General features: G+C 70.6%; 7 protein-coding genes and 1 pseudogene. 1 reads left to right on the plus strand and 7 read right to left on the minus strand.

Annotated features, from left to right (window positions below; genetic code table 11):
• The 7 genes and pseudogenes from AB0N03_RS41650 to eccD all read right to left on the minus strand — a co-directional run.
• Positions 1-1,184, minus strand: a pseudogene (locus tag AB0N03_RS41650) (hypothetical protein); the annotation flags it as partial.
• Positions 1,185-1,187: 3 nt separating this feature from the next.
• Positions 1,188-3,692 carry a large repetitive protein gene (locus AB0N03_RS41655; protein WP_364384614.1) on the minus strand — a complete coding sequence of 835 codons (2,505 nt, stop codon included), beginning with the start codon at positions 3,690-3,692 and terminating at the stop codon, positions 1,188-1,190.
• Between the two features lie 62 nt (positions 3,693-3,754).
• Positions 3,755-4,213: a hypothetical protein gene (locus AB0N03_RS41660; protein ID WP_364384616.1), complete on the minus strand. Its 459-nt coding sequence runs from the start codon at positions 4,211-4,213 to the stop codon at positions 3,755-3,757.
• A gap of 87 nt (positions 4,214-4,300) precedes the next feature.
• A complete protein-coding gene (locus AB0N03_RS41665; RefSeq protein ID WP_364384618.1) occupies positions 4,301-4,594 on the minus strand; it encodes a WXG100 family type VII secretion target in 294 nt (97 codons plus the stop codon).
• A gap of 39 nt (positions 4,595-4,633) precedes the next feature.
• Positions 4,634-4,966: a hypothetical protein gene (locus AB0N03_RS41670; RefSeq protein ID WP_364384620.1), complete on the minus strand. Its 333-nt coding sequence runs from the start codon at positions 4,964-4,966 to the stop codon at positions 4,634-4,636.
• A gap of 163 nt (positions 4,967-5,129) precedes the next feature.
• Positions 5,130-6,560, minus strand: coding sequence for a type VII secretion protein EccB (gene eccB, locus AB0N03_RS41675; RefSeq protein WP_364384621.1), 1,431 nt, complete (start codon positions 6,558-6,560; stop codon positions 5,130-5,132).
• The gene (gene eccD, locus AB0N03_RS41680) at positions 6,560-7,954 is read right to left on the minus strand and encodes a type VII secretion integral membrane protein EccD (protein ID WP_364384623.1); all 1,395 of its coding nucleotides are present in this window, start codon (positions 7,952-7,954) and stop codon (positions 6,560-6,562) included. The genes eccB and eccD overlap by 1 nt, the downstream gene beginning before the upstream one ends.
• Before the next feature lie 133 nt (positions 7,955-8,087).
• Here eccD and eccCa point away from each other — a divergent pair, with 133 nt between their 5' ends.
• Entirely contained in the window at positions 8,088-12,077 is a 3,990-nt protein-coding gene (gene eccCa, locus AB0N03_RS41685; RefSeq protein ID WP_364384625.1) for a type VII secretion protein EccCa, read from the plus strand.
• Positions 12,078-12,188 lie beyond the last annotated feature (111 nt).

Consider the following 12,188-nt stretch of genomic DNA (forward strand, 5'->3'; position numbering starts at 1 on the left):
ACCGGGCCGTGCAACGCCGGGGCGGGGCGAGCCGGCGGCTCCGGTACCTGCGGCGCGGCAGCGGCGGGCGCGCGAGCCGCCGTCGCGAGTGCGTGAGCGGCGGGCGCGGGCGCCGCCGCGGGGGTCGCCGGGGAGGGGGTCGCCGGTGTGTGGGCCGTCTGCGCGTGCGAGAGGGCCGCGGCTTCGGTCGAGGGCGGCACCTGCCGGGCAGGCGCTTCGTGGCGTTCCGGACCGGCGGAAGTGACTACCTTCGCTTCGGTCCGGGGCTCGCCGTGCTGTTCGCCGGCCTGCGTAGCGGTGGCCCCGTGCTCGGCGTCGGCGTGGCGTTTCTTCTTCTGCGCCGCGGCCGTGTTCGACTTCGTCGTTCGCGCCGTCCGCCCCAGCACGACGACGGCTTCGTCCCGCGGTCGTTCGCGCAGAGGTTGCTCGGCGGCTCTCGGCGCGGCTTCCGGTGCACCCCGGCCCAGTACCGCGGGCGCCGCGCAGTCCGCTCCGTGCCCGAGGCCGCCCGGCGCAGCCGCGAGCCAGCCGGGCAACACCGATCCGGGCCGGTGGAGACCGGGCAGCGCGGCGAACGCGGCGGCGGCCAGTTCCACCGCCGGCCCGCCCCCGTGCGCTCCGGCCCCCGGGTGCGACTCGTTCGTCACGTCCAGGGCCCCGGCCGCCTCGACGGGTCCCGGTGCGATCCGGCCGGCCGCCGGGTTCGGTGCGCCGGTCAGTGCCTCGGGCATCGGTGCCATGGCGGCCCCGATGTCCCGGTAGGCGGTTTCCAGGTCGATCACCACCTGGCGGGCGGCCTCGACGTCGTTCTGCCGGTTCTGCGCTCTCAGGTCCTGCATCCGCTGCTGGGCGCGCGCCAGCGCGTCACCCGCCTGACGCATCGCCGTCCCGTAGCCGGGACTGACCATGGCCTGCACCACCTCGGCCGTCAGCGCGTCCACCTGCCGCACCAGGTCGTCGAACGACTCGGCGATCCGGCCCGACCAGGCCTCCCACATGTTCCGGGTTTCGCGATCGAGGTCGTCCTGTATTTGCTCGTACCGCGCCACGGCGAGGTCGAAGGCGTGACCGTGCTCGTAGAACACGTCCGGACGCACCTCGTCGACCAGCTGCGCGAGCTGGTCGAAGGTGAGATTCTGCAGGTCCGGGTCGACGACCGGCGGCGGGGGTTCCAGTGCGCCCACCGATCAGTTCCTGCCCAGCACGTGGCTCGGCGGCTCTTCGCCGTCCTTGTTCCCCCAGGCGCCGGCTTCAGCCTGCATCCAGATTTGCGGTTCGCGCTCCTTCTCGCCCTGGTTGCCACCCCCGCCGCCCATCCCGCCCATCGGTCCCATCGGCGCCCCGGCCGAGGCGGGGGCCTGGCCGGACGCCGGGACCGGGGCGCCCGCGGCAGCGGCAGCGGCCGGCTGGCCGCCCTGGAACGGCTGGGTGTCGAACTTGCCGGGCGGCGGTCCGCCCGCGGTGCTGGGATTCCCGCCCGGGCCAGGCCCCCCGCCGGCCAGGTGCTCCGCGCCGGGACCGCCACCGGGCAGGTGCCCGTTCGCGCCGGGGCCACCGCCCGGACCGCCCGCGGTCTCGGGCATGACCGGACCGTGTCCACCACCGACCCCGGCCAGGCCCCCGCGCGGCGGCCCGAACTCGCCCGGCGAGCCGGACGACGTCAGGAACTGGTGCATAGCGTTGCCACTGTCCTCGCCGATCCCGTCGATGGCCTTGTTGACCGCGTCCTTGGCACCAACGAGCGCCTGCTGCTCGGCCGGCGTGTCGTCAGGCTTGCACAGCGCGTCGATGGCCTTGTCGGCCTCTTCCTTCGCGTGTTCGAGCGCTTGCTCGTGTCCGGGCCCGCTGAGCTCGGGAGCGTCGCTGATGCCCGCGATCGCCTTCTCCGCCGCGCTCTTGGCCGCGTCCAGGGCGTGCTGCCGCTGAGGGTCGGCGCCCTGCTCGCGGAGGCCGTCGATGGCCTTGTCCGCGGCGTGCTTCGCGTCCTCCACCTGCTTGAAGTGCTCCGGCGCGGCCGTCTTGTCGACCGCGTCGGTCATCGCCTGCTTGGCGTCTTCGAGCGCGTGCTTGCGGTCCGGGTCATCGGTCTTGCCGATGAGGTCGTCGATCGCCTTCTGCGCCGCGTGCTTGGCGTCCTGGAGCTGCCCGCGCTCCTGCTGGTCGGCCGCCCCCGGGCCGCCGACGGCGCCGGGCTTGTCACCGACGCCGCCGACGGCGTTCATGGCCGCCTTCTTGGCGTCTTCCAGCGCCTGCTGCCGGGCCTCGGAGTCGCCTGGCTTGGCCAGGTCGTCGATCGCCTGCCCGGCTGCCTTCTTGGCCTCGTCGAGGGCGCCGTCGCCAGGACCACCGGGACCGCCGGCGAGCTGGTCGCCCGGCAGCGCAGCCGGGTTGGTCAAGTCGTCGATGGCCTTCTGACTGGCCTTCTTCGCGTCTGCCAGGGCCTGCTTGCGCTTCGGGTCGTTCGTCTGGCCGGTCAAGCCGTCGATCGCCTGGCCCGCCGCGTTCTTCGCGTCGTTCAACGCCTGCTGGGTCGCCGGGTCGACGCCACCGGGCGCCGCCCCGGGACTGCCCGGAGTACCGGCGAGACCCCCCGCAGCCGGGTTGGCCACGCCGCCAATCGCCCCTTGGGCGGCGTTCTTCGCGTCGTTCAGCGCTTGCTGGCGCGCCGGGTCGTCCGTCTGGCCGGTCAGCCCGTCGATCGCCTGGCCCGCCGCGTTCTTCGCATCGTTCAGCGCTTGCTGCTGCTCCGGGCTCACCCCGGGCGTGGCGGGCGGCAACCCGGCGTCGGCCGGTCCGGCGGCTCCGGTCAACGCGGCCGGCGGTTCGGTCGGCTGCCCCGGAGTGTTCTCCCCCGGTGCCAGTTGCACGTTCGGCTCGGTGTTCTGGATCCCCAACTTCCGATCTGCGGTGTAGATCGGCTGCTGGGGCTTGTTCTCCTGCTGCTGTTGCTGCTGTGGGGGCTGGTTCACCTGGCGCTGGAAACTATCCGTGGGCGCCGCGGTCGCGGTGTTGCCGTCGGAGATGTAGAGCGGGACGTAGTCCGCCGCCCGGTCGAGGTAGTTCGTGCCCAAGGTGCCCAGCGCGGCCTGCAGGCTCGCCAAGCGGTCGCTACTGATGTTGGTCTTCGTCGTCGACAGGTCCTGGCTCTGCTGCTGGGTGATCTGGGCCACCTGCGCGACGTCCTGGGCGGCTTGGATCTGCAAGGCGGCGTTCCCCTTGATCGCCGCCGTCAGGCTGACCAGCTTGGCGTCCGCTTCGTCGTTGATCTGCCACCAGCCGGCCGCGAAGGTCTGTGCCGCGTGCCCGACGTTCCCCGAGTTCGCGCCGAACTGCTTCTGCATCAGCGTCGAATAGACTTCTTCGCTGGTGTTCAGGATCGCCGTCGCGTACTGGGCGAAGGCGTCGCCGGCATCGCCTTCCAAGTTGTCCTTCATCGCCTTGATCTCTTTGGCGAACTTGTCGTTGACGTCGGCGAGGGCGGCTTCCGCGGCCTTGATGCCGGACTCGAGGCTGTACCAGGCCTCGGCGGTGGTGTCCTTGCCGGCCCCCGCCTTCGAACCGTCCGAGTTGTACACCAGGTCACCGACGACGGCGCTGAGCGCCTCGATGGTGGAGAAGAAGGACGGGTCGAGCGGGGGCGCCGGAGCCGAGTACTGCCCGACAAGCGTCGGCGTACCTTCAGAATCGGACATGACAACAGTTCCTTAGCTTGACGAACAGCATCGAGGCCAACGGACGCGGAGGGCGGGACGGATCAGGTGGTGACTTCGTCGTTCAGGTTGTCGTTGTAGCCATCGCCATCGTGCGGATTGTTGGCGTTGGGACCGGTTTGCCCGGTGTCCTGCGTGTAGTTGTGCTGTGCGTTCTCGGTCGTCGCGTCGAAAGAGTTGACCGCCTGGGTCACTTCGCCTTCGAGCTCGGACATGCTCGACTTGATCTTGTCGGCGTTGTCGCCGTCGGCGTTCTGGAAGTCGTTGGCGATCGCCGTCAGTTTCTCTTCCATCTTGCCGAAGGCGAGCTTGAGGTGTTCTGCGTGTGCGACGATCGCGTTCCGCCGGTCGTCGACGATGCGCTCGAGCCAGACGGCGAGCTTGAAGCCGCCGGCATTGGGCCAGTGGTTCTTCAGTGCCTCGAAAGCGCTCATGTCGTCCATGAGGCCACCGATGTTCTCGGCGGACTTCTTGATTGCCTCGGCGTCGAATTTCGTTCCCATATCAACTCCCATGCTCCACGAAATGACCGCCGAGACGGCCGGTTGGAGCACGGTGTGCCGGGCGAGCCGCCCGACACACCGTGCAACTCAGTTCATGCCCCGTGCACCGCTGGCGTCGGCGTGCTGCATCCGCTCGGACGCCTCCGACAGCGACTTCCGCAGGTTGTCCAGGTTGCTCTTGTTGGCTTCGATGTCGGACCGGAGGTCGTTGGCGAGTTGGTTGTACGCGTCCGCCGTGGAGCCCTGCCAGTCGACCATGATCCGCTTCACGTCAGACTCGAGCTCGCCGGCCTGGTTTTCGATTTCGTTCGCCTTGTTGAGCATCATCGAGACGCACTCTTCGATGACACCGTAGTCATAAGTGATCGTACCGTCGGACATTGTGGACTCCTTCAGGATTGTGGTTTCGGGGCGGCCGGCTCAGGAAGCGCCGAGGAAGTTCCCGGTCTCCATCGGCACGTTCAGGATCGCCTGCATGCTGTCGGAGTCCATCGCGTCCTGGTTGTTGGCCTCGCGGCGCATGTTCTCGGCCATGGCGTGCATGTGGTCGAGAACCGACTTGCGGACCGATTCCACCCAGCGGTCGGTCGTCGTGCTCAGCGCCCGGGTGGCCGAGCTGGTGCTCGCGGCGAGCGTCGCCTCGACCTGCGCCTTCAGCTGGTCGAGCTGCTGGCTGATGTTGTCCGCCGTCTCCTCGTGCCGGCCAGCCTGCTGGTTGATCGTCTGCGCGTTGAGCTGAGTGGAATGTGCCACTTCGATTCCTCCTGTGTTGGGGCGCTACGACTGGGGCGAGCCCTACATTTGCGTAGTAGCACAGCCACATTCGAAGAATAGATTCCGAAAGCCGACCGGATGGGCCTTGCGCGGCCGGGCAAACGCAAGGTAGGGATTCCCCTTACGAACGACCGTGGTGAATTCACGACCGCGCCGCCTGGGTCTGCCGGGCGGCGTCGGCGCTGAGCACCGGCCCGGTTGGGAGCAGGTTGAGCAGCTGCGGGGGCACCGGGACCGCCGCGGCCGCGGTGTACCCGAGCGCGGCCGCGGTGTCCGCGTCGGCGAGCGGGAACTTCTTCCCCACCTCGGTCACCAGGTACGTCGCCCCGGCGGCCGCTCCCGGCGCCGGCAGGTCCCGGGCGAGGGCGCCGCCGCCCGCCGGGATCGCGACGCGGTCGGCCGTCGTGCCGGTTTTGTGGGTCCCGAGCGGGACCGACGCCTGCACGACCTGGTTGTCGGGCAGCAGCTCGGCGACCAAGACCTGGCGCCCGTCGGATTGGAGGTCCTGCCGGAGGCAAGGCTGGGTACCGGCCGGCGGAGGGACGAGTTCCGGCGGGGTGGCGGGCACGTCGTTCGACAGCCCGCTGTAAGCCGTGATGGACAGTCCGGTCAGCGTGTCCGGCCCGACCCGGACCGGCTCGATCGGGCCGTCCGGGTAGGCCTGCCGGGTGCTCGGCGCCGCCAGCAGCAGTGCGGCACCCGTACGGCTCAGCACGGCCAGCCCGTCCCGCCGCACCAAGTAGTCCTGCTCGGTGTCGAGCGCGGAGTTGCGCACCTGGTAGATCTGGCCGACCAGGCTCTGCTTCCCGTCGATCAGCGGTCCGGGATCGCCGATACCCGCGACGTCCGGCACGGTGAGGTCCGGGCCCTGCGGGATCGTGTTGAGCCAGGCCGACGGCACGTCGACCGGCCGGGCGGCGCCGTAGCCGAGCGCCGCGGCCGTCGCACGGCTCGGCACCCTGAACCGCTTGCCCCGGGACACGAGGTAAAGCCGTCTGTTCGGCGCGGAGACGAGGAACGCCTGACCGTCCGACAGCGCGATGCCGTCCGGACGGCCCAGCAGCAGGGTCACCGCCGGGTTCCCGGCCGGCGCCGCGGTTCCGGCGAGCTGCGCGCACACCGTCCACCGGCTGGTGGCCACCTTGTCGGGCGCCGGCAGCGAGTCCGGCGCGCCAGTGATCCCGATCGGCTGGCCGACCGGCGTTCCGGCGAGCGCCTGCGGGGACACGGAGATGAGTTTGCCCTCGGCCTGGGCGGACACCAGCCGGGCGGACGAGTAGTTGAGCACCGGCCGCAGCTGACCGCCGAGGTAGACGTAGCGCGCTCCGCTGGTCTTGTCCATGACGATCGCCCCCTCCTGCTGCCAGGAGGAGTCGCCGGATGCGGGGACGAACATGCCGAGGATGCCGAACACGCCCATGATCACCGCGGCGAGCACGAACCCGAGGACGGTGCCGGTGGTCATCCGCTTGGTCGGCGCTTCGAGCACGTCGGGCCGGCCGTGCGTCACGGCCGCGGCCAGCCTCCCGACCACGAAGAAGTACGCCTGGACCTGGTCTTTCCGGGACTTCATCAGCCGGCCAGGTTCCGCATGAAGGTGTACACGTGCAGGACTTGCAGGAGGATCGGGAGGACCGCGATGGCGGTGACCAGCTCGAAGATCTCCACCGCCCGGCCCCAGTAGGGCCGAAACCGCCGGCCCGGCAGCCGCTCGCCGCCGAGCAGCAGCAGGCCGGCGGCCAGGACGAGGGCGGCCACCACCACGAAGCGGACGCCAGCGGACGGGTCGAGGCCCGGAGAGGCGACGACCAGCAGCACCACCACCCCGGCCGGAGCCAGCACCGCCCACCGCTGGACCACCCCGTTCGGGTGGCGGGAGCGGAGCGCCAAGAGCAGGGCGATGACCAGCGCTAGGACGAGGTGCCACAGGTCACCGCCGCCGATCAGCACCGGCACCAGCACCGCTTGCGCCGCGCCCAGCCCGGCGTGCAGGGCCGTCGAGTAGCCGAAGGTCGCCGCACCGCGGTCGACGACCACCTTGTGCGGCACGGATTCGATGTCTTCGTGGAGTTCGTCGGCGCCCGTCGGCAGCATCGGCAGGCTCAGGCCGGACAACCGGAAGGCCGCGGGTGGGATGAACAACCCGAGGATCAGCGAGAGCACCAAGCCGACCGCGGTGGCTTCGGCCGGTGTCGCCGGGGTGACGGAACCGATCAGCCCGGTCACCAGCAGCACCACGGTGAACAAGGTCGCACCCGCGAACAGCAACGCGGCATCGGCGACGATGATCACGCCGGCCAGCAGCGCGAGCAGGGCACCGGCCGCCCCACCGGTGAGCCGCACCATCGCCGTCGCCTCCGGGTCGAGCAGAACCACGAGGAACAGTCCCGCGAGCGCGGCGTAGCAGGCCCCGCCGCCGGCCAAGAGCACGGCCGAAGCGGGCTTCGCCGCGCCGCGCGCCGCCAGCACGGCGGTGGCCAGCAACGTGAACGCCAGCCCGGCCGAGACCACCACCTGCCCACCGGCGGCCCCACCGGCCAGCAGCAACCAGCAGCCGAGCAGCAACGCCGCCACAGCACCGCAGCGGAACATCCACCGGGCTCGGGCCGGGGTCAGCGCACCAGGGTGCTCGCGCACCTGCTCGGCGACGCCGTCCACCAGGTCGTCGTAGTCGATCGCGGCGAGCTGCTCCGCGCGGGGAACCAGGTGCAGGCTGTCCCCGTCGACAACGCTCAGCTCGACGAGGGTGCAGTCTTCGTCGAGCGCGGGCTCGCCGATCCGCTGCACCACCCAGCCCTCGTGCTCCGCTCCCTGCTCGATCGTCTCCGCACCGAACTGGGTGAGGATCGACGGCAGCATATCGGCCAGCGGCACTTCGGCCGGCAAGGCGAGGTCTCTGGTTTGTCCACTCAGAACGAACCGTAGCCTCGCCGAGCTTGTTGTGCGATGCTCTATCTGCTCTTCCATCAAGCTTCAGGCCCTTCCTGCCAGGTCCAGCCCTGAGACCGGATCCGACGGTATCCACGTGCGCCCGCACCCGGCGCCGCGTCACCGCCGCCGGACCGAAATAGGGGAAGACCACTCACCAACGGGAGAGTCTGTGAGCACCACCCTGTTCGCCCGTCGGGCGCGACGGCCGAAACCGCCCGCGCCGGACACCCAGATCGAGCTCCAGCCGCCACCCGGCGTTCCCGAGAACCCCGGGGGCGGGATCAGCTCGGTGCTGATGTACGCCCCCATGGGCCTCGGCTCGCTCGCCATGGTCATGATGTTCGTACGGCCCGGCGCCGGAGCGTTCGCCTACGTGGGCGGCGGTCTGATGGTGACCTCGGCTCTCGGCATGCTGATCACCCAGATGCTGCGCAGTTCGGTCACCCACAAGCAGAAGCTGAACGGCCACCGGCGGGACTACATCCGTTACCTCGCCCAGCTCCGGAAGCAGGTACGGGACGCGCTCGGCGCGCAGCAGAAGGCCGCGCGCTGGATCCACCCCGATCCGCACGCGCTGTGGTCGATGGCCCTCGGCTACCGGTTGTGGGAACGGCGGCCGGCCCACGACGACTTCGGCGAGGTCCGGCTGGGCCTGGGCAGCCAGCGCTCGACGTTCCGGCTGGTCCCTCCGGACAGCAAGCCGGTCGAAGACCTCGAGCCCCTCACCGCGCACGCCCTGCGCCGGTTCATGCGCGCGTACAGCGCCCTGCCGGAGGCGCCGATCGCCGTCTACCTCCGAGGCTTCGGGCAGATCCAGTTCAGCGGTGACGACGAGGCGGTGCGAGGGCTCACCCGGGCGATCCTCGCCCAGTTGGCGACCGCGCACGCTCCCGGCGACCTGCGGATCGCCGTATGCGCCGACCGCGACCGGATGTACCGCTGGGACTGGCTCAAGTGGCTCCCCCACAACCAGGACGCGGACAGCCGGGACGCCGCCGGCGCGCGCCGGCTGGCGACCGACGACATCACCGCGGCCGAGCTTCTCCTCGGCGGCCCCGCCTTCACCGGGCGGCCGCGGTTCGAGGCGGACACCCCCGTCACCGCCTCCGAGCCGTTCATCGTCCTCGTTCTCGACGGCGTGCCCGTGCCTGCCGACCACCGGGTCGCCGACGAGGGCTACCGCAATACCGTCGTCCTCGACATCTCCGGATCCTTGCCGTGGCAGCAACGCCCGGGCGCACTGTTCCTCGAAGTCGAGGAACACGACCTCCGCACGGTTTCCTTCGACCGGGTGGGCAAGCAGGAAACCGCCTCACTGGGCCGGCCCGACCGGCTCGGCGAGGTTTCGGCGAGCGCGCTGGCCCGGATCATGGCGCGGTTCCGGATCGGCGAGGCCGTCGAGGAGGACGAGCCCCTGGCCGGTGACTACGACCTCGCGTCCCTGCTCGGCATCGGGGACGTCGCCACCTTCGACCCGGTCCGGTACCGCCGCGACCGGATGACCGGCAAGCGGCGCCTGCGGGTGCCGATCGGCATCGCCAGCGGGGGCGCGCCGCTCGAACTCGATATCAAGGAAGCGGCCGAAGACGGCATGGGGCCACACGGCTTGTGCGTCGGCGCGACCGGTTCCGGCAAGAGCGAGCTGCTGCGCACCCTGGTGATCGCCCTGGCCACCACGCATTCGCCGGAAGACCTGAACTTCGTCCTGGTGGACTTCAAGGGCGGCGCGGCCTTCCTCGGCTTCGACCAGCTGCCGCACACCTCGGCGGTGATCACCAACCTGGCCGAGGAACTCGAACTGGTCGACCGGATGCAGGACGCGCTGACCGGCGAGATGAACCGGCGCCAGGAGCACTTGCGGGCGGCCGGCAACTACGCGTCCCGAAGGGACTACGAAGCGGCTCGCGCCCAAGGTGTCCCGCTCGAACCGATGCCCGCGTTGTTCATCGTGGTGGACGAGTTCAGTGAGATGCTGTCGAGCAAGCCCGAGTTCATCGACGTGTTCGCCATGATCGGCCGGCTGGGCCGCAGTCTCGGCGTCCACCTCCTGCTCGCGTCCCAGCGGCTCGACGAAGGCCGGATCCACAAGGTCGAAACGCACCTCTCCTACCGGATCGGCCTGCGGACCTTCTCCGCGATGGAAAGCCGCAGCGTGATCGGCGTCCCGGACGCCTACGAACTGCCGAATAGCCCGGGCAACGGCTACCTCCGGCCGGACACGCAAACGCTGGTGCGGTTCAAGGGCGCTTACTCTTCGGGGCCCTACCGGGCGAAGCAGAAGCAGGTGGGCGCCGCCGTCGAACAGCACATCGTGCCGTTCAGCACGCGGTACATCGAGCCGCCGGCCACGCCGCAGCCCGAGCCCGTCGTCGAGGAGAAGAGTCCCGACGAGGCGACGCTGACCGTGATCGACGTGCTGATCAACCGGTTGCGCGGAATCGGCCCGCGCGCGCATCAGGTCTGGTTGCCGCCGCTCAAGACGTCGGCGACCCTCGACCAGCTCCTCCCGCCGCTGGTGGACCACCCGGTCTACGGCCCGCGTCCGGTAGGCGATCTCAACACGGCGAACCTGACCGTCCCGGTGGGCCTGATCGACCTGCCGGCCCAGCAGCGGCGCGAGCTGCTAGTCGCCGACCTGTCGGGCAGCCAGGGCAACGCCGCGGTGGTCGGCGGCCCGCAGAGCGGCAAGAGCACGCTTCTGCGCACCCTGATCTGCGCGCTCGCCCTCACCCACACCGCCGAGCAGGTGCAGTTCTACTGCCTGGACTTCGGCGGCACGTTGTCGGCACTGGCGGCGATGCCGCACATCGGCAGCATCGCCAACCGGCTCGACCGCGACCGCGTGACGCGTACGGTGCTGGAGGTGACCAACCTGATGGCCCGCCGCGAGGCCATCTTCGCCGAGCACAACATCGACTCAATGGCCAGCTACCGCCGCGCCCGCACGCAGGGGAAGTACCGCGACATCGATCCCCACGGGGACGTCTTCCTCGTCGTGGACGGCTGGTACACGATCCGCCAGGACTTCGAGGACGTGGAGGAGAAGTTCACCGAGCTGGCCGCCCGCGGGCTGAGCTTCGGCATCCACCTCGTCGTCGCGGCCAACCGGTGGTCGGAAATGCGGCCGTGGCTGCGGGACGTGGTCGGCACCCGGTTCGAGCTCAAGCTCGGCGACCCGGTCGACTCGGAGATCAACAGCCGGTTCGCCGCCACGGTACCCGCCATCCCCGGCCGGGGGATCACCCCCGAGCGGCTCCACTTCCTCGCCGCGCTGCCCCGCATCGACGGCGATTCCCGCACCGACGACCTCGCCGAGGCGACGGTCGAGCTCGCCGAAGCCCTGGCACCGACCGGCGTGCCACGCGCCCCCCAGGTCCGGCTCCTGCCCCAGACCCTTTCAGTGCGGGAACTGCCCGGTCCGCGTGCGCCGTCGCCCGCCGCCGAGATGCGCATGGCGCTCGGCTTGGAGGACCAGCACCTGGAATCGGAGTGGCACGACTTCGACGCCAGCCCGCACCTGCTGGTCTACGGGGACGCGGAGTCGGGAAAGACCAACGTCCTCAAGCACATCGCGCGGTCGATCGCGGCGCACCACACCCCTGACGAAGCCCGCATCATGTTCGGCGACTTCCGGCGCGAACTGCGGGACTCGGTCCCCGCCGAGTACCAGCTCGAGTACGCGGTCGGTGCCGAAGCCCTGGCCAAGTCGATCGCCGGCGTCGCCTCGGTCATCGAAAAGCGCATCCCCGGACCCGAAATCAGCCCCAGCCGGCTGGGGCTGCGGGACTGGTGGCAGGGAGGTCGGCTCTACATCATCATCGACGACTTCGAGCTGACCGAGTCGAGCGGGAGCGCCGGCCCGTTGCAGTCGCTGATGCCGGTGCTCGCCCAGGCTGCCGACGTCGGCGTGCACGTCATCCTGGCGCGCAGCACCGCGGGCGCCAGCCGGTCCATGGGCAACCCGGCCATCCGCCGGATGTGGGAGCTGGGCACCCCGGCGCTGCTGCTGTCCTGCCCGAAGACCGAAGGAGCTTTCCTCGGCAATCTCAAGCCCCGGGTGCTGCCGCCCGGGCGCGCCCAGTTCATCAACCGGCGCCGGTCGGTCCGGCTGGTGCAGACCCCGCTGGTCGACGACGGCGCCCAGCCGGCCGCCGGCTGACCACAGCCGGGGGGGGCCCCCCCCCCCCCCCCCCCCCCCCCCCGCCCCCCCCGGAGGACCCCCAACACGACAACCAGGGCCTCCGCCAGCGACCCCAAATCCGCCATGCAC

Source organism: Amycolatopsis sp. NPDC051061, assembly GCF_040682935.1.
Taxonomy (GTDB): domain Bacteria; phylum Actinomycetota; class Actinomycetes; order Mycobacteriales; family Pseudonocardiaceae; genus Amycolatopsis.

Coding starts and splice junctions, on each gene's coding strand:
- AB0N03_RS41655 (WP_364384614.1), bottom strand. CDS start 3,692: ATGTCCGATTCTGAAGGTACGCCGACGCTTGTCGGGCAGTACTCGGCT.
- AB0N03_RS41660 (WP_364384616.1), bottom strand. CDS start 4,213: ATGGGAACGAAATTCGACGCCGAGGCAATCAAGAAGTCCGCCGAGAAC.
- AB0N03_RS41665 (WP_364384618.1), bottom strand. CDS start 4,594: ATGTCCGACGGTACGATCACTTATGACTACGGTGTCATCGAAGAGTGC.
- eccB (WP_364384621.1), bottom strand. CDS start 6,560: ATGAAGTCCCGGAAAGACCAGGTCCAGGCGTACTTCTTCGTGGTCGGG.
- eccD (WP_364384623.1), bottom strand. CDS start 7,954: ATGGAAGAGCAGATAGAGCATCGCACAACAAGCTCGGCGAGGCTACGG.